Below are 22422 nucleotides of genomic sequence, written 5' to 3' on the forward strand. Positions count from 1 at the left end.
GTTGTGGTTGGCGCGAGGCTTCCTCACCCCGCCGGATGGCTAGTCACGAAGTATCTAGTCATGAAGCATAGGCTATCAGCTCAGCGGCTTCTAGGGAATTGCAGCGAATTGTCACAGCCCTGTCAAGGGCCGGAGCTGGCGCGGAGCGGGTCCAGTCACCGGCCGATCACGGCTTGAGCCGAAACCCGCGCTTGAGCCAGATCCAGGACAGCGCGCAGAGCGCCAGCGCGATCAACGAGGTCACCGCCAGCCCCATCAGCGGGTCGGAATCTGAGCGCCCCAGATAGCCGTGGCGGGCGCCGTCGATCAGATAGAAGATCGGATTGACCGTGGAGATCGTGCGCATCAACGGGGGCAGGGCCTCCATCGTGTAGAAAGTGCCCGACAAAAACGACAGCGGCGTGACGACGAAATTGGTGATCGCGGCGATCTGGTCGAATTTATTCGCCAGGATCCCCGCCACAATGCCCAAAGCCGCCATCAGGACCGAGCCGACCAGCGTCACCAACAAAAGCCACAAAGGGTTCACCGGCCAGAGCCCCAGCGCCAATCCGGTGCCGATGACGATCACCACCGCGACCAGCAACCCGCGCGCGACACCACCGGCGATATAGCCCGCAACCAGTTCGGCGGGCGACAGGGGCGGCATCAGCGTGTCGACGATATTGCCCATCACCTTGGCCCCGACCAAAGAACTGGCGGTGTTGGAAAACGCGTTCTGGATCACCGACATCATCAGGATACCGGGCGCCAGAAACGCCACAAAGGGCACGCCCATCACCGGCCCGCGGGTGGCCCCCAAAGCCAGTGAGAACACCGCCAGAAACAGACCGGCAGTGACCAAAGGTGCGGCGATGGTCTGCTGCCAGACCGCCAGAAACCGCCGCGTCTCGCGGGCCGCGAGCGTATAGAGGCCCAGCCAGTTGATCCGCCCGAACCGGCGCGCCCCCATCGCTTGCGGGCGGGTGCCGGAAATCGGGCCGGAACTGGCGCCCAATTCAGGGGTGGACGAGGGGGAAGCTGGCGCGTTCATATCAGGGATCTCCTTGCTGGGCATTGCCTTCGCAGCGGGCCGCTTGTATCTCAGCATGTCCCCGATAGAATAGGGGGGAAATGATTTCAGGGGTGCATATGCGCCCCATTCTTGCGGAGCACAACGCATGTCTTGGACCGATGACCGGGTCGAATTGCTAAAGAAAATGTGGGCGGATGGCAAATCTGCCTCGCAGATTGCCAAGGAATTGGGATCTGTCACGCGCAACGCCGTGATCGGCAAGGTGCACCGGCTGGGTCTGTCCAGCCGCACCGCCGATGCCGCTGGCGCCGCGCCCAAAGCCAAACCGGCGGTGGCCGAACCACCTGCGGCCAGTCCCGAGTCGGCGGCGCCCGCGGCGAAAGCCGCCCCTGCGGCGCCGGCGAAACCCAAGCCCGAGCCGGTGACACCGCCCGCGGCAGAGGCCACGCCCGAGCCCGAGGCGCAGGCCACGCCCGCCCCCGCGCCGGTGCCCGATCCGCCACGTCCGGTGATCATCACCGGTCGCCGTCCGGTGGTGCCCGCGGGCCAGCCGCTGCCGCCGCAACCCTCGGCCAACGAGATCTCGCCCGAGGCGCTGGCCAATGTGCGCGAAGTCGAGAAAACCGCGAAGAAGCTGCATTTGATGGAGCTGACCGAACGCACCTGTAAATGGCCGATTGGCGACCCTGCGACCGAAGAATTCTGGTTCTGCGGTCTGCCCTCGGTGGCCGGCAAACCCTATTGCGAGGCGCATGTCTCGGTGGCCTTCCAGCCGATGCAAAGCCGCCGCGACCGCCGCCGGTAAACCAAAGCCGCGCGCTTGGCGGCGCGCGGGGTGTTCAAACGGATTTTCAGGAAACCTGAAAAAAGCCTATGGTAAGGGGCGCTTGCGCGCCGTGGCGGGGCGCTGCCCCGCTGGCCTGCGGCCAGTCGCCCCCGATTGCTGCGCAATCCGCGCCGACACCCCGGGATATTTCAGGCATAAAGATGGGCAATAAGAAAGGGGCGGTGGCGCATCTGGCCACCGCCCCTTTGCTTTGGGCATTGGTTGCGGAAAGGGTTAATCCTTGCCGCGGAACGGCTCGACATATTGCAGCGCCATATCCCAGGGAAAGAAAATCCAGGTGTCCTGGCTGACGCCGGTGATGAAAGTATGCGCCTGTTTCTCGCCCTCGGGTTTGGCGTAGACACAGGCGAAATGCGCGTTCGGATAGAGGCTGCGCACCAGTTCCAGCGTCTTGCCGGTATCGACCAGATCATCGACCACCAGAATGCCGGTGCCATCGCCCATCATCTCGGCGTCGGGGGATTTGAGCACCGTTGCCTCGCGGCGCTGGTCGGCCTTGCCGCCGCCCGAGTGATAGGATTTGACGCTGATCGTATCGACGGTGCGGATGTCCAATTCGCGCGCCACGATCATCGCCGGTGCCAGACCGCCGCGGGTGATCGCCACCACCGCGCGCCAGTTGCCATCATCGGGCCCATGCCCTTGCAGCCGCCAGGCCAGGGCGCGGGCGTCGCGGTGGAGTTGATCCCAGCTGACGTGGAAACCTTTTTCATAGGGCAGGCGATCGGACATCGGGGTTACTCCTTGGGGGCGGGTTGATGGGTCTGGGTGGCAATATCGGGCGCATCGACCGCCTTCATGCCGACCACATGATAGCCCGCATCGACATGCAGGTTTTCGCCGGTGGTGCCGCTGCCCAGATCGGAGAGCAGGTAAACCGCCGCCTTGCCGACCTCTTCCTGTGTGACATTGCGCCGCAGCGGCGAGTTCAGCTCGTTCCACTTCATGATATAGCGGAAATCGCCGATACCGCTGGCCGCCAGCGTCTTGATCGGCCCCGCCGAGATCGCATTGACGCGGATGCCGTCCTTGCCCAGATCCTCGGCGATATACTTCACCGAGGCCTCAAGCGCGGCCTTGGCCACGCCCATCACATTGTAATGGGGCATCACCTGTTCGGCGCCGTAATAGGTCATCGTCAGCAGGCTGCCACCCTCGGGCATCATCGCCGCCGCGCGCTGGCAGATCGCGGTGAAGGAATAGACCGAGATATCCATCGTCTTGATGAAATTCGCATGCGAGGTATCGACATAACGTCCGCGCAGCTCGTTCTTGTCGGAAAACCCGATCGCATGGACGACAAAATCAATCGTCCCCCATTCCGCCTTCAGCCCCTCGAACAGCGCATCGACCGAACCCATATCGGCGACATCGCATTCAAACAGCCGCGGCGTGCCCAGCCGTTCGGCCAGCGGCCCCACGCGCTTTTTCAGCGCCTCGCCCTGATAGCTGAACGCCAGTTCGGCGCCATGTTCGGCAAGCGCCTGGGCAATACCCCAAGCGATGGATTTGTCGTTGGCAAGGCCCATAATAAGGCCCCGTTTGCCCTCCATTAGTGCTGCTGGCATCGCGGTCTCCGATCTCGGTAAAAACTCTTGATCAGCATTATGGCAAAGCCCCAGTTTCATCAAGGGTTGGCGACTTGCGCCGCGCCCGATAAAGCGCAGACTGGAACCGTAGATTCTGGCACCGTAGAATCTGGCACCGCAGTTACGGGCCATGACCAAGGAGGGCCGAGAGATGACAGAGCCACAGAGCACCACCGGCACCCAAGGGGCGACGCGCGAGGGGATCTTTGCGGGCGATGATCCCTTTGCGATTGCGCGCCGCTGGCTGGCCGAGGCCGAGGCGAGTGAGCCCAATGACCCCAACGCGATGGCGCTGGCCACGGTGGATGCCGCCGGTCTGCCCAATGTGCGGATGGTCTTGCTCAAGGAGATCGAGGCAGAGGCCTTTGTTTTCTATACCAATTACGGCAGCGCCAAAGCGCAGGAGATCGAGGCCAGCGGCATGGCCGGTTTCGTCCTCCATTGGAAGTCGCTGCGCCGCCAGATCCGTGTGCGCGGTCATGTCACCCGTGAAGAGGGGCCGCAGGCCGACGCCTATTATGCCTCGCGCTCCTTGCAATCGCGGCTCGGCGCCTGGGCCTCGCATCAGTCGCAACCTCTGGCCTCGCGCGCCTCTTTGATGGCCGATGTCGCCAAACTCAGCCTGCGCCATGGCACCAATCCGGCGCGGCCACCGTTCTGGGGTGGCTACCGGATCACCCCCGTCGAGATCGAGTTCTGGGCCGATGGTGCCTTTCGTTTGCACGATAGATTCCGCTTTACCCGCGCGGATTCTGGCCGGAATTGGCAGATCACCCGATTGAATCCGTGAAATTCACGCTTCGCGAATTGTCTTTCACGGCCGGATCATGCAAAATGCAAAAAAACGGGGCCGTAAGGCCCGGGTCCTGTGTTGGGTTGGGATAGAGAATGGTTGAGATCGAGAGAGGGCTTCCACGCATCCGTGGAAGCATAAAGTGGTTTGACCACGGCAAAGGCTTTGGCTTCATCGTGTCGGATACCGGCGGGCCGGACATCCTGTTGCATGTGAATGCGCTGCGCAATTTCGGGCAGGGCTCGGTCTGTGACCGCGCCGGCATCGAGGTCAGCGTCCAGCAGACCCAGCGCGGCTTGCAGGCGGTCGAGGTCTTTGCGGTGACCCCGCCAGCGGGCGAAGATGGCGAAGAATTTACCACAATCGAGGAATTGGACCCCGAGGCAGCGGCACTTCCGCTTGAACCGGCGCGGGTGAAATGGTTCGATAAGATCAAGGGCTTTGGCTTTGCCAATGTCTTCAGCCGTCCCGAGGACGTGTTTATCCATATGGAAGTCCTGCGCAAATCCGGCTTTGCCGAATTGCAGCCGGGCGAGGCCATAGGGTTGCGGATCACGGATGGCGAGCGCGGTCGCATGGCCGTGTCGATCTCGTCTTGGGAAACCGCATTAAACAACACCTAGGGGCTTATCCCGTGAAAATGCACAGATTTGGCGGTTTGCTCACCGCGGCTTTCATCCTGCTGGCCGGGGCGGCTGCAGCCGAATCCGAGTGCCGTGCCGACCGTGTCGAGCTGCGCGGGCCGGGCGGGAAATCCGCCTTCACCGTTGAAGTCGCCGCCACCGATGCCGAGCGGTCGCAAGGTCTGATGCACCGCGAATCAATGGCCCGTTTCGCGGGGATGTTTTTCATTTTCGACCATCCGCATAGTGCCGCCTTCTGGATGGAGAACACGCTGATCCCGCTGGATATGCTGTTCATTGACGAGACCGGCCTTGTCCGCACCGTCCATGAAAACGCCGTGCCCTTGGACCGGACGCCGATTCAGGGCGGGCCGGATATCCTCTATGTGCTCGAGATCAACGGCGGTATGGCGGCGATGTTGGGGCTGGAAGCCGGTGCCGAACTGCGCCATCCTTCGATTGATCCGGCGCTGGCGGTCTGGCCGTGCGAATGATTTCCTCTTTGCCCTTTCAAGTGCCGACGGCATAGGCTATGAGGCGCCTGTCGGGGCGTGGCGCAGCTTGGTAGCGCGACGGTTTTGGGTACCGTAGGTCGTAGGTTCGAATCCTATCGCCCCGACCATTTCAGAAAACATTATGACTACCGGTGCCGCGCTCTGCTGCGGTTCTGCGCCGCTGCGCCAATGAAAAATGGCGCGACCAAAGCCGCGCCATTCCCGAACTATTAACCCTGATCCTCAGGCCACCGCGTCCAGCGCTGCCTCCAGCCGCTTCAGCGTGCCGGGCACATCCTTGAGCTTATCCAGCCCGAACAGCCCGATGCGGAAGGTGCGGAAATCCGGCCCTTCATCGACCATCAGCGGCACCCCGGCGGCGATCTGGAACCCTGCCTTGGCAAAGGCCGAACCGTTCTGCAACTCCGCGCGGTCGGTATAGCAGACCACCACGCCCGGCGCGCCAAAGCCCTGCGCGGCAATCGGCATATGGCCCTTTTCGGCCAAGAGCGCCCGCGCCCCGTCACCCAGCGCGATCTGCGCCGCGCGCGCCGCGTCGAACCCCATCTCGCGGGTCTCCACCATCGCGTCGCGCAAACCGGTCAGCGCGTCGGTCGGCATCGTCGCGTGATAGGCATGCCCGCCGTCCTCATAGGCTTTCATGATCGCGCGCCATTTCTTCAGATCCAGCGCGAAACTGTCCGAGGTGGTCGCCTCCAGCCGGGCCTCGGCGCGCGGCCCCAGCACCACGATCCCCGCCGAGGGTGAGGCGCTCCAGCCCTTTTGCGGCGCCGAGATCAGCACATCAACGCCGAGCGCCGCCATATCGACCCAGACGCAGCCCGAGGCGATGCAATCGAGGATCAGCAGCGCGCCGACCTCATGCGCCGCATCGGCCAGGGCCTTGATGTAATCATCGGGCAGGATCAACCCCGCGGCGGTCTCCACATGCGGGGCAAACACCGCTTCCGGCTGGCTCTCGCGAATCGCCGCCACCACATCCTCGATCGGGGCGGGGGCAAAGGGCTGCGTCGGCCCGTTGCCTGCCGCGCGCGCTTTCATCACTGTCGCCGCCTCGGGCATCTGGCCCGCGTCAAAGATCGCGCTCCAACGGAACGAGAAGAGCCCGTTGCGCACCACCAAAACCTTGCCGCGGGCGAACTGCCGCGCCACCGATTCCATCGCATAGGTGCCGCCACCGGGCACCAGCGCCACTGCGCTGCCTTGGTAAACGTCTTTCAACATCCCCGAGATGTCGCGCATCACCTGCTGGAATTTTGCCGACATATGGTTGAGCGAGCGGTCGGTGAAGACCACCGAAAATTCATCCAGACCACCGGGGTCGATATGGGGGTGCAGAGCGGTCATTGAGGTCTCCTGTTTCAATTCCGCGCCAGCCTAGGGCGCAGATGTGGCAGGCGCAACGGGGCGCGCGGAAAACCACCGCGCGGCAGATTTTCCGCCGCCCGCACCCTTGCCCTCGCGGGGGGAACAGAGTATTTCACACATCAGAGCGCGGGCGTTGTGTAATGGTAAGACCTTAGCCTTCCAAGCTAATGACGCGGGTTCGATTCCCGCCGCCCGCTCCAATCCCCCAATCTGTGATCGCGCGCCGCTTTGCTGCGGTGCTTTGCCGTGGCCCGAGGCTGTTCGACCCGCCCCGCCGCAGCGCGCCAAATCTTAAAAAAATTCCGCCAATGCTTATTCTACCGCGCGATTCGCCCTGATTCGCGCGGTTTTTTCGCTGCGAATCAGTTTAGCGCGGGGTGATTCGCGGCTGTAAAAACACCACCCCCGCACCACCGCGCGGGAGAGGCTCGTTAATAAAGGTTAACGCCGCCAGCACCACCCCCGCCACAAAGCTGTGTCGGGCTCGGATTCGCCTGCGGAGATGCGCTTTTTTGTGGGGAGGGGTGTGGTTTTCTGCCTGTGCTTTACGTTGGGTTAAGGCGGCGAGTTGCGCTTGAAAGTCGTGTCGCACGCTATGAGGGAGCGTAAAAAATCTCAACAGGGATTGGAAAAAAGACGATGGCAGACAAAAAGGAAGGGCCACGCAAAAGCGTGGCCCTCACAGCAATCTGGAGCTTGCTGTGACCTTAGTTCAAGGCAGCAGTATCGGTTGTAAGTTGCGTATTCGCTTCGGTTAGCGTTGTTCCAATGTTGGTAGCCAGCGTTTCAACGCCACCCCGCACCGAAGCCACCACAGCAATGCCGAGGCCCACGATAGCAGCGGTCAGGACGACCCAGTCAACAGTTACAGCACCGGATTCGTCGGCGGCGAAGTTCTTGAGGAAAGTGGTAAAAGTCATCGGTATTCTCCTGGTTATACTACGTTCGCCTGCGCTTGAACCGGAGTGTTGAGGTTTGTTTGAACCGGCCCTTGCTTGGACAATTACCTTTTCGCGCTCAATTGTGTTAAGAATATGAAAACATTCTGGCGACTTCTTCATCTATTTATGGTTAATTTGCGATAAGCCTGTTTTTCCCTTCAAAACATGGGAAAAGCTAAAAATGTCCGCGTTAAAAAATCGTGAATCACCGGTTTTTAGCCGAAAACCACTTCGCTTTCTAAGATTTCCCGCGCAAAGCCCCAAAACAGACACCGCAGCGTTTCCACAGGCCGCATCCATGCGCTCGCCATCCCCAAGGGGGTTGCAAACCACGGCTCAGGCCGGGTTACCGCAGGATCATCACCAGCGCGTCGTCGATCAGCTTGTCCAGCGTGACCTCGCCCGCGGGCTGATACCAGAAACTGGTCCAGGCCAGCGCCCCATGCAGAAATTGCCGCAGGATCATCGGCTCGACACGGGTCAGCCCCTCGGCGCGGGCCTCAGTCAGCACCGCGCTCCACATCTCGAAATAGGCGTCGCGCCCGCGCAGTAGCTGCGCCTGCCGGTCTTCGGGTAGGGCGCGCCAGTCGTGAAACAGCACCGCGGTGGCATCGGCGGCGGGGCCGTGCAGATAGGTCAGCTCGACCGCAATCAGCGCGCGCATCCGCGACCGCAGATCCGGCGCCGCCGCCAGCGCGGCGGCCAAATCACGGGTCATGCCGGTGATCACCCGCTCAAGGATCGCGAACAGAATATCGTCCTTGCTGCGCACATGATGGAACAGGCTGCCCGATTGCAGCCCGACCTCGGCGGCGAGATCGCGCACCGTGGTTTTCGCAAACCCCTTCTGCCGGAACAGCCGCGCGGCGGCGGCCAGCAGCCGGTCTTTGGCCGTCTCGGGATCGAATAGCGCATGTTCCATCGGCGCAAGATAGGCTGTGACGTGACGGGAGGCAACCAAGCGCTTGCTTGGGTGAACCCCGCTTGCTAGGCTTTTCATCGGGAGGACAGGATGGCTCAGAGAGATAAGGCGATCATCACCTGCGCGCTGACCGGCGTGTTGACGGATCCGCGCCAACATCCGGTGCCGGTGACACCCAAGGACCTCGCCGCTTCGGCGCGCGAGGCCTGGGACGCGGGCGCCAGTTGCATGCATGTGCATTTCCGCCAGCAGGGCGCAGGGCAGGGGCATTTGCCAAGCTGGGATCCTGCGCTGGCGCTTGAGGTTGCGGAGGCGATTCGCGCCGCCTGTAAGGGGGTGATCCTGAATTTCACCACCGGCGTGATCGGGCGGGATCAATCCGGCCCGATCGCCTGCCTGCGCGCCGCCCGCCCCGAGATCGCCGCCTGCAACGCCGGTTCGCTCAACTACCTGAAAACCCGCGCCAATGGCGACTGGGCCTGGCCGCCGATGCTGTTTGAAAACCCGGTCGAGAAGATCGAGGAGCTGCTGGCCGTCATGCACGAGACCGGCACCAAGCCCGAGTTCGAGTGTTTCGACACCGGCATCCTGCGCTCGGTCTCGATGTTCGCCCAGGCCGGACTGGTGCGCAATCCGCAGGTCAATCTGGTGATGGGCGTGCATTCCGGCATGCCCGCCGATCCTGATCTCTTGGCCGTTCTGATGCGCTATCTGCCACCCGGGAACCTCTGGCAAACCACGGTGATCGGCCGCGCAGAGGTCTGGGCGCTGCACCGCAAAGCGGCGGAACTTGGCGGCCATCTGCGCAGCGGTGTCGAGGACACATTCTATCTGCCCGACGGCAGCCGCGCCGCGGGCAATGGCGCGCTGATCGAGGCTTTGACGCAGGTCGCACGGGGGGCGGGGCGCGATGTGGCTAGTGCCGAGGAGGCGCGGGTGATCTGGGGATTGGCGTGAGGGGGGCGGCGCTCGGGCCCCATCGAGGGGCCGCTCGCGCCGGTGGGGTGGCCCCACGCGCCACCAAGGGGGTTTTCCACCCCCTTGGAGACCCCCGAGGATATTTAAGGCATAAAGATGAAGGGGATAGCATTGGTCGTGGTGTCTGACATGGATATGGGCGGCGCTGCCTTTGCCGAGAATGCAGCGATGATGGCGGCAGCGCTGGCGCCGGTTGAGGCGGTGCGCGCGGCGGTGGAGGCGGCGGCGGAAGCCTCCCGCGCGCGTTATGAGAAACGCGGCATGTTACTGCCGCGCGACCGTTTGGCGCTGCTATTGGATCCCGGTGCGCCGTTTCTGGAGCTCTGCCCCTTTGCCGGTTACAAGCGCTACGGGGATAGCGATGGCACCGGCGCCGGGGCGGGGGCGATTGCCGGGATCGGGCGGGTCTCGGGCCGCGATTGCATCGTGGTGGTGGATAATTACGCGGTCAAAGGCGGCACGGTGACGCCCGACGGGCTGGCGAAGAAACTGCGCGTGCAAGAGATCGCCCGCGACAACCGCCTGCCGCTGGTGTCACTCAGCCAGTCGGGCGGCGCCAATCTCTCCTATGCGCATGAGGTGTTCATCCCCGGCGGGCGCGGCTTTGCCAATCAGGCGCGGCTTTCGGCGCTCGGCATCCCGCAGATCACCGTGGTCCATGGCTCGGCCACCGCCGGCGGCGCCTATCAGCCCGGCCTCTCGGATTATGTGATTCTGGTGCGCGGGCAGGCGACGATGTATCTGGCCGGACCGCCCTTGTTGAAGGCCGCGACCGGCGAGATCGCCACGGATGAGGAGTTGGGCGGCGCGCAGATGCATAGCGAGGTCTCGGGCGTCGGCGATTATCTGGCGCAGGATGACGCCGACGGCATCAGGCTGGCGCGCGAGGTGATGGCGGCGCTGCCCGAGGTGACGCCGCAAGCGCCGCTGACCTACGCCGCGCCGCTCTATCCCGCCGACGATCTGATCGGTCTGGTGCCCGCCGATCCCAAACAGCCCTATGACTGCCGCGAGATCATTGCGCGTCTCGCCGATGGCTCGGAGTTCATTGATTTCAAACCCGAATACGATGCCGCAACGCTCTGCGGGCATATCCGCATCGCGGGCCATCCCTGCGGTGTGATCGGCAACAACGGCCCGATCACCGCGCAGGGGGCGATGAAGGCGGGGCAGTTCATCCAGCTCTGTGATCAGGCGGGTATTCCCTTGGTATTTCTGCACAATACCACCGGATTTCTGGTCGGCACCGAGCCCGAGCGTGCCGGGATCATCAAGCATGGCTCGAAGATGATCCAAGCGGTGGCGAATGCCCGCGTGCCGAAGTTCTCCATCGTCGTCGGCGGCTCTTACGGTGCGGGGAATTACGCGATGTGCGGGCGCGGCTTTGATCCGCAGTTCATTTTCGCATGGCCCAACGCGCGCACCTCGGTGATGGGACCGGCGCAGGCGGGGCAGGTGATGCGAATCGTCGCCGAGGGCAAAATGGCGGCGGCAGGCGCAGTGGATACGGCGAAGCTCGACGCATTAGAACAGGGCACGGCGGCGATGATGAGTGAGCAAACCTCGCCCCTGGCCTCCTCGGCGCGGCTGGAGGACGACGGGATCATCGACCCGCGCCACACCCGCGAGATATTGGCCATGGCGCTGGGTCTGGCGGCGACGGCACAAGCGCGCGGCGGCAATCCCAATACATTCGGAGTGGCGCGGCTATGAGTTTTGACACGCTTTTGATCGCCAATCGTGGCGAGATTGCCCTGCGGGTGATGCGCAGCGCCAAAGCCATGGGGCTGCGGGTGATCGCGGTGCATGTCGCCGCCGAGCGCAACGCCCCCCATGCGCGCGCGGGTGATGCGGCGGTGGAAATCCCCAGCTATCTCGACGGGGCTGCGCTGATCGCGGCGGCGCAGGCATCGGGCGCGGGCGCGGTGCATCCGGGCTACGGATTTCTGGCGGAGAACGCTGAGTTTGCAAAGGCTTGTGCCGAGGCGGGGCTGGTGTTTATCGGCCCCTCGCCCGAGGCGATCGCGCTGATGGGCGAGAAGGGCGCGGCGAAACGCGCGGCCGCGGCGGCAGGCGTGCCGTGCCTGCCGGGTTATGACGGCACGGCGCAGGATGACGCGACGCTGATCGCTGAAGGCGCGCGGATCGGCACTCCCTTGATGGTCAAACCGGCGCTCGGTGGCGGCGGCAAGGGCATGCGGCTGGTCACGGATCTGGCCGATCTGCCCGAAGCCTTGTCGCGCGCGCGCTCCGAGGCACAGAACGCCTTTGGTGACGCCACGCTGATCCTTGAACGCGCCCTGATCGCGCCGCGGCATATCGAGGTGCAGGTCTTCGGCGACCAACACGGCAACGCGGTGCATATGTATGAGCGCGATTGCTCGGTGCAGCGCCGCCACCAGAAGGTCATTGAGGAGGCGCCGTCCCCCGCGGTGACGCCGGAATTGCGCGAAAAGATGGGCGCGGCGGCGGTCTCACTGGTGCAATCCAGCCGGTATTGCGGCGCCGGCACGGTGGAATTTCTGTTTGATGGCAAGGACTTCTGGTTTCTGGAGATGAACGCGCGGCTGCAGGTCGAACATCCGGTGACCGAGGCGATCACCGGGCTCGATCTGGTCGAATGGCAAATCCGCGTTGCCCGGGGCGAGGCGCTGCCCTTGGCGCAAGAACAAATTCCGCTCAACGGCCATGCCATCGAGGCGCGGCTCTATGCCGAGGATCCCGCGCAGGGGTTTCTGCCGCAGGCGGGCCGGGTGCTGAACTGGCAGGCGCCTGCAGGGCTGCGCTGTGATCACGCGCTTGAGACGGGGCAGGAGATCAGCGGCGGGTTCGACCCGATGCTCGCCAAACTCATCGCCCATGGGCCGGACCGCGAGACCGCGCGCCGCCGCTTGATCGCGGGGCTGGAGGCCACGGTCTTGCAGGGCGTGCAGGGCAACCGGCGCTTTCTTGCGGCGGTGCTTGCGCATCCCGAATTTGCCGAAGGCCGTGCCACCACCGATTTTCTCGACGGCAGTTTCGCCGGTGATCCAAGTCTCACGCCGCAGCCCCCGACACCGGCGCAACTGGCCGCCGCGGTGCTGATCAACGCGGGCGCGCCCTTTACCCGCTTTGGCTTCACCAACGGGCCGCCGCCGCGGCTGACCCGCCGGTTTGAACTGGGCGAGGCGCAGCATTCCGTCACCCTGACCCTGCATCCCGAAAGCGCGGCGCAACTCGCAGACGGCCCGCGGGTGGTGCTGTTGTCGCGCAGCGAGAGCCATGCGCGGATCAGCATTGACGGCATCGCGCAGACCCTTGCCATCGCGCGGGACGGCGCAACGCTCTGGCTGGATGATCTGGCGCTCCGCGATGTCACTTTGGCGCCCGCGCAGGCCACCGAGGGCGCAGGCGACGGACGGGTCACCGCGCCGATGGCGGGCGGGGTGGTCAGCGTCGCGGCCACCGTGGGCGCGCGCGTCGCGCAGGGGCAAATCCTTGCGGTTCTTGAGGCGATGAAAATGGAGCACCCGCTGCGCGCCCCCTGCGCCGGTGTCATCCGTCAGGCCAGCATCACCGCAGGCGCGCAGGTCCGCGCTAAGCAGTTGTTATTTCAGATAGAACCGGAGGACATATGATCGAGCTTTGGCATTGCGCGGATTCGCGGTCGCTGCGCGCGCTATGGGCGCTGGAGGAATTAGGCCTGCCCTATAAGGTGCATAATCTGGGCTTTCCGCCGCGGTTCACCGATCCCGATTTCCTCGGCGTTAACCCTCTGGGCACGGTGCCCTATCTGGTCGACGGCCCCCTCCATATGACGGAATCCACCGCGATCACCCATTATCTGGCGGAAAAACACGGCGCCGGAACCCTCGCGGTCACCATGGATGAACCGGCTTACGGCGCGTATCTGAACTGGATGTATCACTCGGATGCGACGCTGACCTTCCCGCAAACGCTGGTCCTGCGCTACGGGCGGTTCGAACCCAAGGACCGCCGCCAGCCGCAGGTGGTGGCCGATTACACGCAATGGTATCTGGCGCGCCTCAAACTGGTTAACGCGCGGCTTGAGACCGCGGAATATCTCTGCGCCGACCGCTTTACCGCGGCGGATATCGCGGTTGGCTATGCGCTCTATCTTGGTGAGGTGATCGGGCTCAGCGAGCATTATAAGCCGCAAACCATCGCCTATTTGCAGCGGCTCAAAGCCCGCGAGGCCTTTCAGCGCGCGGTGGTGCAGGGCGAGGGGTTCACCGGATGAGCGCGCAGTTTGACCTAAATGACGCGCAGCGCGCGATCTATGACGCCGCCTTCAAATACGCCGAGCGCGAGTTGCATCCGCTTTTCGCCAAGATGGATGACGAGGATTGGTATCCCGCGGAGATGATGGCGAAACTCGGCAGCGACGGTTACTGCGGGCTGACCGCGCCCGAGGCTTTGGGCGGCGCCGAGATGGACCTGATGTCGGCGGGGCTGGTCGGCGAGGCATTCGGCTATTGGAACACCAATGCGGCGTTTATCTGGGGGCCGCATGAAAACCTTTGCCTCAATAATATCCTGCGCAATGGCACGGACGACCAGATCGCGCGCTATCTGCCGGACCTCTGCGCCGGGCGCAAAATCGGCGCGCTGGCGCTGACCGAGCCGGGCGCGGGCTCGGATGCGCTGGGCTCGATGGCACTCAAGGCGGTTCGCGACGGCGACGACTATATATTGACCGGCCGCAAGATGTTCATCTCCAACGGGCCGGTCGCCGATGTGGTGCTGACCTACGCCAAAACCGCGCCCGAGCGCGGCGCCAAGGGGATTTCGGCCTTTATCGTCGATACCGACACGCCCGGCTTCTCGGTGGCGCAGACATTAACCAAGATGGGCTGGCGCGGTTGCCCGACCGGAGAACTGGTGTTCGAGGGCGTGCGGGTGCCCGCGGCCAATCTCTTGGGTGTCGAGAACGCGGGCGTGGGCGTGGTGATGAGCGGGCTTGATATCGAGCGCGCCTTTCTGGGCCTGCCCTATATCGGCGCGGCGCAGCGCTGTCTGGATCTCTCGCTCGATTACGCCGCCACGCGCCGGCAATTCGGCCAGCCGATTGGCAGCTTCCAGATGATCCAGGCGATGCTGGCCGAGATGTATACGATGATCTCGGCGGCGCGGGTCTCGGCCTATCAGGCGCTGGCGGCCTGCGACGCGATGGCGCGCGGCGAGGGCGGGCGCGGCGCGATCCACAAGCTTTGCGCCGCCACCGTCCTGCAGGGTGCCGAGATGATCGCCGCCGTCACCGACCGCGCGGTGCAGATCCACGGCGGCTCGGGGTTTGTCTGGGAAACCGAGGTCAACCGCCACTACCGCAACGCGCGCATCGCCTCGCTGGGCGGTGGCACCACCGAGGTGCGCAAGCTGATTATCGCCGAGGAGTTGTTTCGGGAGCGCGGGTTGCGATTGGGGTGAAGGGGGGCGGTGCTTGGGGGCATCGAGCCCCCGCGCGCCGCATGGGGCCCGCCCCATACGCGGCCAAGGGGGGTTTCCACCCCCTTGGGGACCCCCGAGGATATTTGGGGACAGATGAGGGGGATAGAGAACACCCCGCAAGGCGGGGTGTTTTGGGTTATTCGGCGGTCAGCAGCGGCGGTTTGCTGCCGGAGATGCGCGGTTTATCGGCCGCTTCGATCTCGAGCTCGATCTTATTGTCGCGCACCACCACCCGCACCAGACCGCCCTTGGTCAGACGCCCGAAGAGAAGCTCCTCGGCCAGCGGCTTTTTGACGTGTTCCTGGATCACCCGCGCCAAGGGGCGGGCGCCCATTTTATCGTCATAGCCCTTGTCGCCCAGCCAGGCGGCGGCAGCCTCGGACAGTTCGAACGTCACATTGCGGTCCATCAACTGGGCCTCAAGCTGCAGCACGAATTTCTCCACCACCTGCATGATCGTCGCCTTGCCCAGCGGCGCAAAGCTGATCACCGCATCCAGACGGTTGCGGAACTCGGGCGAGAAGGTGCGCTCGATGGCGGCGGTATCCTCACCCTCGCGGCGGTCGCGGCCAAAGCCGATTGCCGATTTCGCCTGTTCGGTGGCGCCCGCATTCGAGGTCATGATCAGGATCACATTGCGGAAATCCACCGTGCGGCCGTTGTGGTCGGTCAGCGTGCCGTGGTCCATCACCTGCAACAGGATGTTATAGACGTCCGGGTGTGCTTTCTCGATCTCGTCGAGGAGCAGCACACAATGCGGATGCTGGTCGACACCATCGGTCAGCAAGCCACCCTGATCAAACCCCACATAGCCCGGAGGCGCGCCGATCAGCCGTGAGACCGCGTGTTTCTCCATATACTCCGACATATCGAAGCGCAGGAGTTCCACACCCAGCGAATCCGCCAGCTGCTTGGCGACCTCGGTCTTGCCGACGCCGGTGGGGCCCGCGAACAGGTAGTTGCCGATCGGCTTCTCCGGCTCGCGCAGACCCGCGCGCGCCAGTTTGATCGCCGAGGAAAGCGCGGTAATCGCCCCCTCTTGGCCAAACACCACCCGTTTCAGCGTCGATTCCAGATCGCGCAGCAGTTCCGCGTCATCTTTCGAGACATTCTTCGGCGGGATCCGCGCGATCTTTGCCACCACCGCTTCGATCTCTTTCGGCGAGATCGTCTTGCGGCGTTTGGCGGCGCTGACCAGATGCTGCGCGGCACCGGCCTCATCGATCACATCAATCGCCTTATCGGGCAATTTGCGGTCGTTGATATAGCGCGAGGCCAGTTCAACGGCGGTCTTGATCGCGTCATTCGTGTAGCGCAGCTCGTGGTGCTTCTCGAAATAGGGTTTCAGCCCCATCAAGATCTTGATCGAATCCTCCACCGAGGGCTCGCTCACATCAATCTTCTGGAACCGGCGGCTCAGCGCGCGGTCCTTCTCGAAGTGCTGGCGATACTCTTTATAGGTGGTCGAGCCCATGCAGCGCAGCTTGCCGCCCTGCAGCGCGGGCTTCAGCAGATTGGACGCATCCATCGCCCCGCCCGAGGTCGCACCGGCGCCGATCACCGTATGGATCTCGTCGATGAATAGCACCGCGTCGTCGTGCTCTTCCAGCTCCTTCACCACCGCCTTGAGACGCTCTTCAAAGTCACCGCGGTAGCGGGTGCCGGCCAGCAAAGCGCCCATATCGAGCGAATAGATCGTCGAATTGGCCAGAATGCTGGGGGTTTCACCATCGACGATTTTCTTCGCCAGACCCTCGGCAATCGCGGTTTTACCCACGCCCGGATCACCCACCAACAGCGGGTTGTTCTTGCGCCGGCGGCAGAGCACCTGAATGCAGCGTTCGACCTCGGGGCCGCGCCCGATCAACGGGTCGACATCGCCCTCGCGGGCCTTGCGGTTGAGATCGACACAGAATTTCGCCAGCGCCGAATCCTTGGCGTCGACCTTGGCCTCCTGCGCCTCTTCGGCCTCGTCATCATCCGAGCCGGTGATCGGCCGTGCCTCGGAAAAGCCGGGGTTCTTGGCCACGCCATGGGCAATGAAATTCACCGCGTCATAGCGGGTCATATCCTGTTCTTGCAGGAAATAGGCGGCGTTTGATTCGCGCTCGGCAAAGATCGCGACCAGCACATTGGCGCCGGTCACCTCATTGCGGCCCGAGCTTTGGACATGGATTGCGGCGCGCTGGATCACCCGCTGGAAGGCGGCCGTCGGCACCGCTTCGGAGCCTTCGACATTGGTGATCAGGGTCGCCAGATCGTCATCGATGAACGTCTCGAGCGTCTTGCGCAATTCGTCGATTTCGACATTGCACGCTTCAAGCACGCGGGCGGCTTCGGGTTCATCCATCAGCGCCAGCAGCAAGTGCTCCAACGTCGCAAGCTCATGCCGACGTGCGTTGGCGAGCGCAAGTGCGCCGTGGATCGCCTGTTCAAGGGTCGCGGAAAACGAGGGCACGGCATTGCTCCTTCTTGGGTGCGGTTTGACCCGCGGGACATCGCGCACCGGCTGCAGGGGCAGACGGGCGCCGGGTCCGATTGTGGACCCATGGTATTAACCTTTGGTTTTCGGGGCGCTGCTTCAAGTGTTTATTTGCCCGAATTGCCTCACATTTCAGTTTGGCACGGTTCGATGCGCCAGAAAAGCCGCAGATTGGGGAAATCCCGCGCATCGGGCTAGTGCCTCTATAGATAGGGTGGCGGCACGCGATGTCACGGGGGGCAGGGTGCAAAAATGCAAGCCCGGCCCTGCGCGCCCCGCAAGGGAGGGGGCGGGCAGGGGCGCGGCCGATCCGCGACCTTTGGCGTGCCGCAGGGCAGGGGGAACGCGCGTGGGTCATTGGCGGCTCATAGATAGAGTTCGCACGTCGGGCCGCCGGTTATTCCCCCTGTTTTCTACCGCGTCGGACACTGTTTCAGGCATTGTCTTTCTGGCTGCGAATCGCGGCGAAAACCGCGCGCGGATCAGCACCCGCCACCCCTGCCGCCGCGGCGACCTGTGGCAGATGGCAGCGCAGATAGGGGTTGAGCAATTTCTCACTCTCCAGCGTGGTGCCGGTGGTCGGCGCGCCGGTGCGCGCCAGTATCGGCAATTCTGCCTGCCGCGCCGCCAGCGCCTCGGCATCAGGCGCGTAATTGGCGGCGAATGCCAGATTGGCAGCGGCATAGTCATGGCCCGAATAGACCCGCGTATCCTCGGGCAGGGCGGCAAACCGCGCGACGGTGTCGAACATCTGGTCCGGCGTGCCCTCGAACAGCCGCCCGCAGCCATGGGTCATCAGGCTGTCGGCGCTGAACAAGGCGCTAAGCTCTGGATAATACAGCGCAATATGGCCAAGCGTATGGCCCGGCGCATCCAGCACCTGCGCACCGCCGGGCAGCTCATCGCCGGGCACAAAGGCGTGATTGAGTTTCGGCAGCCTTTCGGCATCACCGGCATGGCCCCAGACTTCGGCGCCGGTTGCCTCGACAATCGCCGCCAGCCCGTCGACATGGTCCCAATGGTGGTGGGTCAGATAGACGCGGGTCAGGTTCCAGCCGCGATCAGCGAGCACGTCGAGGATCGGGGCGGCCTCGGGGGCGTCGATCAATGTCACCTCGCCAGCAGCGGGATCATGGATCAAAAAGGCGTAATTATCCGAAAGGCAGCGGATGATCTCGATGGGCATTGGCTCTCCTGCAGGCTTGGCAAATCACCCGTGAATAGGGCAGGGTGCAGTCTGGCGCAGCCTGCGGCAGGGTTCAATGCATCTCGACGTCCATCATTTGAGAGATTTCTACTACCGCAGCGAGCTTGGGCGCGCCGCGCAGAAGGGGGTGCGCGACAAATTGACCGCCCGCTGGTCGGATGTGCGCGGGCTGACGATTGCCGGTTACGGGTTTGCGGTGCCTTTGTTGCGGCCGTTTCTGGGCAAGGCCGAGGCGGTGATCGGGCTGATGCCGGCGCCGCAAGGGGTGATGCATTGGCCCGCCGAGAGCGACAATCATTCGGTGCTCTGTGACGAGGTGCGCTGGCCTCTGGCCAATGACAGCGTGGACCGGCTGGTGATGATGCACGGGCTGGAGAATGGCGACCACCCGCTGGCGCTGCTGGATGAGGCGCACCGTGTGCTTTCGCCGCAGGGCCGCGCGGTGATCGTGGTGCCCAACCGCGGCGCGCTCTGGGCGCGGTCGGACCGCACGCCCTTTGGCTACGGCCAGCCCTATTCGCGCGGGCAGATCACCAAATTGCTGGGCGAGGGCGGGTTTATCACCACCGACCAGACCTCGGCGCTGTTCTTCCCGCCCTCCGAGCGGCGGATCTGGATGCGCTCGGCGCGCGGGCTGGAGAGGCTCGGCTCGCGCTGGGGGTTCGAGAGGGTCGGGGGCGTTCTGATGATCGAGGCGATGCGCCGCGACACCGCCGCCCCGCGCGGGCTGCGCACCGCCGACCGCCCGCCGCTGCGGGTGCTCGAAGGCATCCCGCTGAGCGGCGCGCAACCGGCGTGGCGCGACCGCAGCGACCCGCCGAGGCGCTAGGGCAGCCGACAGCCAACACACACGTGCTCATATATAAGTGACGTTAGACCCGCGCCCCGCGACCCCAAGACATTATTATGTGCCGCACCAACCCACCCTCACGCCCGGCATCGCCGGGCAGCGCCCGACCGCCCCCTCGGGCGGGCGCTCCGCTTCGCCCGCGGTCGAGCACTGCCCTCTGTATTGAGTCAAACCAGCGCCTCGAGAACACATAGCTTAAATTGGTGCCGCGCTGACCAAACGTCTCGCTCGGCTTGCCGGGCAGCGCCCGACCGCCCCCTCGGGCGGGCGCTTCGCTTCCGCCCGCGGTCGGGCGCTGCCCTGTGTTGGGCGTGAAACCGAAAACAAACCGCGCGAGCTCTCTGCAGCGCAGCGCGAACCCATGGGCGATTCTCTGATCCCGCCACCACCACCCCGCAGATTCGCCCGAATCCCGCGCCAAACCCCGCGATTCCCGCCGATATCCCTGCGAAACCCCCCAGATTTCCCCTACGTCACCGCCGCATTGCAGCGTTGCAAGTGCCGCAAATCCGGCCGAGGCTGGGTTTTTACCCGCCCCGAAGCACAGCAGAACCGCGCTAACCGCTAACAGGGGCCACTTCACAACCCGTTGATGGTTGCGGGAAGCAAAATGCTTTGCTAAACCCGCGCTGATTTCGGGTGCCGCGCAGCTTTCGTGCACCCTGACCATTGCCCGGGCCTTGCGCGAGGTCGGAGGGCGCTCAAACTCGAAAGGGTGGACGTGTCCGAACCTGCTTCGATCTCTTCCGGCATTGCGCAACGCTATGCCACCGCCGTCTTCGACCTGGCCAAAGAAGGTGGCGCGCTTGCCGCCCTTGAAAGCGATGTCGAACAGTTGGAATCCGCAATGAACATCAGCGCCGATCTGCGCGCTGTGTTGACCTCTCCGGTATATACCCGCGAGGAAATGGCCGAGGCGATCAATGCCCTGGCTGAAAAGATGTCGCTGTCGCAGTTCATGCGCGGCACATTGGGCGTGATGGCGCAAAACCGCCGTCTGTTTGCCCTGCCTCAGCTCTGCGCCTCGTTGCGCGGCATGATTGCCGAAGAAAACGGCGAAGTGACCGCTGATGTCACCTCGGCTTCGGTGCTGACCAAGGCCCAGGCCGATGCGCTGGCATCGTCCCTGACGTCGCGGATCGGCAAAACCGTGAAACTGAATGTCGCCGTTGATGAAAGCCTCATTGGCGGCCTAATTGTAAAGGTGGGCTCTAAGATGATCGACACGTCGATCCGTTCCAAGCTCGCTGCCCTCCAAAACACCATGAAAGAGGTCGGATAAATGGGTATCCAAGCAGCTGAGATTTCTGCGATCCTCAAGGAGCAGATCAAGAACTTCGGCCAGCAGGTCGAAGTCGCCGAAGTTGGCCGCGTGTTGTCGGTCGGTGACGGGATTGCGCGTGTCCACGGGCTCGACAACGTCCAGGCGGGCGAAATGGTCGAATTCCCCGGCGGCATTCGCGGTATGGCGCTGAACCTTGAGGCCGATAACGTCGGTATCGTGATCTTCGGTGATGACCGCTCGATCAAAGAAGGCGACACCGTCAAGCGCACCAAGTCCATCGTGGACGTCCCCGCCGGCGAGGCCCTTCTGGGCCGCGTTGTTGACGGTCTGGGCAACCCGATCGACGGCAAAGGCCCGATCGAGGCCGCCGAGCGCCGCATCGCCGACGTCAAGGCGCCGGGCATCATCCCGCGGAAATCGGTGCATGAGCCGATGGCCACCGGCATGAAAGCCGTCGACTCGATGATCCCGATTGGCCGTGGCCAGCGCGAGCTGATCATTGGGGACCGTCAGACCGGTAAAACCGCTCTGGCTCTGGACACGATCCTGAACCAGAAATCCTATAACGAGGCCGCCGGCGACGACGAGAGCAAGAAGCTCTATTGCGTCTATGTCGCCATCGGCCAGAAGCGCTCGACCGTGGCGCAGCTGGTGAAAAAGCTCGAAGAGAGCGGCGCGCTGGCCTATTCCATCGTCGTCGCCTCGACCGCGTCGGACCCCGCGCCGATGCAGTTCCTCGCACCCTATGCCGCGACCGCAATGGCGGAATACTTCCGCGACAACGGCCGTCACGCGCTGATCATCTATGATGACCTCTCCAAACAGGCCGTGTCCTACCGCCAGATGTCGCTGTTGCTGCGTCGTCCGCCGGGGCGTGAAGCCTATCCGGGTGACGTGTTCTATCTGCACTCGCGTCTGCTCGAGCGTTCGGCCAAGCTGAACGAAGACAACGGTTCCGGCTCGCTGACCGCGCTGCCGATCATCGAAACCCAGGGCGGCGACGTGTCGGCGTTTATTCCGACCAACGTGATTTCGATCACCGACGGCCAGATCTTCCTCGAGACCGAGCTCTTCTATCAGGGCATCCGTCCGGCGGTGAACACCGGTCTGTCGGTGTCGCGTGTGGGTTCGGCGGCACAGACCGATGCGATGAAATCGGTCGCCGGTCCGGTGAAACTGGAACTGGCACAGTATCGCGAGATGGCGGCCTTTGCGCAGTTTGGCTCGGACCTTGACGCCGCGACCCAGCGTTTGCTGAACCGTGGTGCGCGTCTGACCGAACTGATGAAGCAGCCGCAGTATTCGCCGCTGACCAACGCCGAAATCGTTTGCGTGATCTTCGCCGGCACGCATGGGTATCTCGATACCCTTGCCGTCAGCGATGTGAACCGCTTCGAGAGAGGCCTGCTGGCCGATCTGCGCAGCAAGCACGCCGATCTTCTGGCCGACATCACCAACAATGACCGCAAGGTCAAAGGTGAGTTGGAAGAGAAGATTCGCGCAGCACTGGACGATTTCGCCAAAGACTTCGCCTGAGGGCGGGAACCAGAGGAAACGGT

General features: G+C 63.7%; 20 protein-coding genes and 2 tRNA genes. 14 read left to right on the forward strand and 8 right to left on the reverse strand.

What is annotated here, in order from left to right:
* Positions 1-166: 166 nt before the first annotated feature.
* Entirely contained in the window at positions 167-952 is a 786-nt protein-coding gene (locus DDE20_RS06780; RefSeq protein ID WP_240607895.1) for an ABC transporter permease, read from the reverse strand.
* A 208-nt stretch (positions 953-1160) separates the two neighbouring features.
* On the opposite strand from DDE20_RS06780, the gene DDE20_RS06785 reads away from it, so the two are divergent.
* Positions 1161-1820, forward strand: a complete 660-nt coding sequence (locus DDE20_RS06785; protein WP_116557692.1) for a GcrA family cell cycle regulator — start codon at positions 1161-1163, stop codon at positions 1818-1820.
* A gap of 255 nt (positions 1821-2075) precedes the next feature.
* Here DDE20_RS06785 and gpt read toward each other — a convergent pair whose 3' ends face one another.
* Together gpt and fabI are read right to left on the reverse strand one after the other, a co-directional pair.
* Entirely contained in the window at positions 2076-2594 is a 519-nt protein-coding gene (gene gpt / locus DDE20_RS06790; protein ID WP_116557693.1) for a xanthine phosphoribosyltransferase, read from the reverse strand.
* Positions 2595-2599: 5 nt separating this feature from the next.
* The gene (fabI, locus tag DDE20_RS06795) at positions 2600-3430 is read right to left on the reverse strand and encodes an enoyl-ACP reductase FabI (protein ID WP_116557694.1); all 831 of its coding nucleotides are present in this window, start codon (positions 3428-3430) and stop codon (positions 2600-2602) included.
* Between the two features lie 172 nt (positions 3431-3602).
* On the opposite strand from fabI, the gene pdxH reads away from it, so the two are divergent.
* The 4 genes from pdxH (at position 3603) to DDE20_RS06815 (ending at position 5489) form a co-directional block, all read left to right on the forward strand.
* A complete protein-coding gene (pdxH, locus tag DDE20_RS06800; protein ID WP_116557695.1) occupies positions 3603-4241 on the forward strand; it encodes a pyridoxamine 5'-phosphate oxidase in 639 nt (212 codons plus the stop codon).
* 98 nt (positions 4242-4339) lie between these two features.
* Positions 4340-4867: a cold-shock protein gene (locus DDE20_RS06805; protein ID WP_116557696.1), complete on the forward strand. Its 528-nt coding sequence runs from the start codon at positions 4340-4342 to the stop codon at positions 4865-4867.
* A gap of 17 nt (positions 4868-4884) precedes the next feature.
* The gene (locus tag DDE20_RS06810; RefSeq protein WP_116557884.1) at positions 4885-5361 is read left to right on the forward strand and encodes a DUF192 domain-containing protein; all 477 of its coding nucleotides are present in this window, start codon (positions 4885-4887) and stop codon (positions 5359-5361) included.
* A 51-nt stretch (positions 5362-5412) separates the two neighbouring features.
* A tRNA-Pro gene (locus tag DDE20_RS06815) sits at positions 5413-5489 on the forward strand.
* Positions 5490-5604: 115 nt separating this feature from the next.
* Here the strand turns inward: DDE20_RS06815 and DDE20_RS06820 are convergent.
* Positions 5605-6729, reverse strand: a complete 1125-nt coding sequence (locus DDE20_RS06820) for an aminotransferase class V-fold PLP-dependent enzyme (RefSeq protein ID WP_116557697.1) — start codon at positions 6727-6729, stop codon at positions 5605-5607.
* Between the two features lie 147 nt (positions 6730-6876).
* On the opposite strand from DDE20_RS06820, the gene DDE20_RS06825 reads away from it, so the two are divergent.
* Positions 6877-6950, forward strand: a tRNA-Gly gene (locus DDE20_RS06825).
* A 507-nt stretch (positions 6951-7457) separates the two neighbouring features.
* On the opposite strand, the gene DDE20_RS06830 is transcribed toward DDE20_RS06825, so the two are convergent.
* Together DDE20_RS06830 and DDE20_RS06835 are read right to left on the reverse strand one after the other, a co-directional pair.
* Positions 7458-7670: a Flp family type IVb pilin gene (locus DDE20_RS06830; RefSeq protein WP_116557698.1), complete on the reverse strand. Its 213-nt coding sequence runs from the start codon at positions 7668-7670 to the stop codon at positions 7458-7460.
* A 367-nt stretch (positions 7671-8037) separates the two neighbouring features.
* Entirely contained in the window at positions 8038-8613 is a 576-nt protein-coding gene (locus tag DDE20_RS06835; protein ID WP_116557699.1) for a TetR/AcrR family transcriptional regulator, read from the reverse strand.
* Between the two features lie 90 nt (positions 8614-8703).
* Here DDE20_RS06835 and DDE20_RS06840 point away from each other — a divergent pair, with 90 nt between their 5' ends.
* The 5 genes from DDE20_RS06840 (at position 8704) to DDE20_RS06860 (ending at position 15018) form a co-directional block, all read left to right on the forward strand.
* Complete coding sequence (locus DDE20_RS06840; RefSeq protein ID WP_116557700.1) at positions 8704-9570, forward strand: beta-keto acid cleavage family enzyme; 867 nt, start codon at positions 8704-8706, stop codon at positions 9568-9570.
* A gap of 117 nt (positions 9571-9687) precedes the next feature.
* A complete protein-coding gene (locus DDE20_RS06845) occupies positions 9688-11304 on the forward strand; it encodes an acyl-CoA carboxylase subunit beta (protein ID WP_116557701.1) in 1617 nt (538 codons plus the stop codon).
* Positions 11301-13208, forward strand: coding sequence for an acetyl/propionyl/methylcrotonyl-CoA carboxylase subunit alpha (locus DDE20_RS06850; protein WP_116557702.1), 1908 nt, complete (start codon positions 11301-11303; stop codon positions 13206-13208). The genes DDE20_RS06845 and DDE20_RS06850 overlap by 4 nt, the downstream gene beginning before the upstream one ends.
* Positions 13205-13831, forward strand: coding sequence for a glutathione S-transferase family protein (locus DDE20_RS06855; RefSeq protein WP_116557703.1), 627 nt, complete (start codon positions 13205-13207; stop codon positions 13829-13831). Before DDE20_RS06850 ends, DDE20_RS06855 begins: the two co-directional genes overlap by 4 nt.
* Positions 13828-15018, forward strand: a complete 1191-nt coding sequence (locus DDE20_RS06860) for an acyl-CoA dehydrogenase family protein (protein WP_116557704.1) — start codon at positions 13828-13830, stop codon at positions 15016-15018. The genes DDE20_RS06855 and DDE20_RS06860 overlap by 4 nt, the downstream gene beginning before the upstream one ends.
* 157 nt (positions 15019-15175) lie before the next feature.
* Here the strand turns inward: DDE20_RS06860 and clpA are convergent, their stop codons facing one another.
* Complete coding sequence (clpA, locus tag DDE20_RS06865) at positions 15176-17497, reverse strand: ATP-dependent Clp protease ATP-binding subunit ClpA (protein WP_116557705.1); 2322 nt, start codon at positions 17495-17497, stop codon at positions 15176-15178.
* Between the two features lie 457 nt (positions 17498-17954).
* A complete protein-coding gene (gene gloB / locus DDE20_RS06870) occupies positions 17955-18707 on the reverse strand; it encodes a hydroxyacylglutathione hydrolase (protein WP_116557706.1) in 753 nt (250 codons plus the stop codon).
* Between the two features lie 76 nt (positions 18708-18783).
* Here gloB and DDE20_RS06875 point away from each other — a divergent pair, with 76 nt between their 5' ends.
* From DDE20_RS06875 to atpA, 3 genes are all read left to right on the forward strand, one after another.
* On the forward strand, positions 18784-19557 hold the full coding sequence (locus DDE20_RS06875) for a class I SAM-dependent methyltransferase (protein ID WP_116557707.1): 774 nt from the start codon (positions 18784-18786) through the stop codon (positions 19555-19557).
* Between the two features lie 742 nt (positions 19558-20299).
* Positions 20300-20860 carry a F0F1 ATP synthase subunit delta gene (locus DDE20_RS06880; RefSeq protein WP_116557708.1) on the forward strand — a complete coding sequence of 187 codons (561 nt, stop codon included), beginning with the start codon at positions 20300-20302 and terminating at the stop codon, positions 20858-20860.
* On the forward strand, positions 20861-22399 hold the full coding sequence (gene atpA, locus DDE20_RS06885) for a F0F1 ATP synthase subunit alpha (protein WP_116557709.1): 1539 nt from the start codon (positions 20861-20863) through the stop codon (positions 22397-22399). It begins immediately after the preceding gene.
* The last annotated feature ends 23 nt before the right edge of the window (positions 22400-22422 follow it).

Origin of the sequence: Pararhodobacter oceanensis (assembly GCF_003076755.1) — a bacterium.
GTDB classification, from domain to species: Bacteria; Pseudomonadota; Alphaproteobacteria; order Rhodobacterales; family Rhodobacteraceae; genus Pararhodobacter; species Pararhodobacter oceanensis.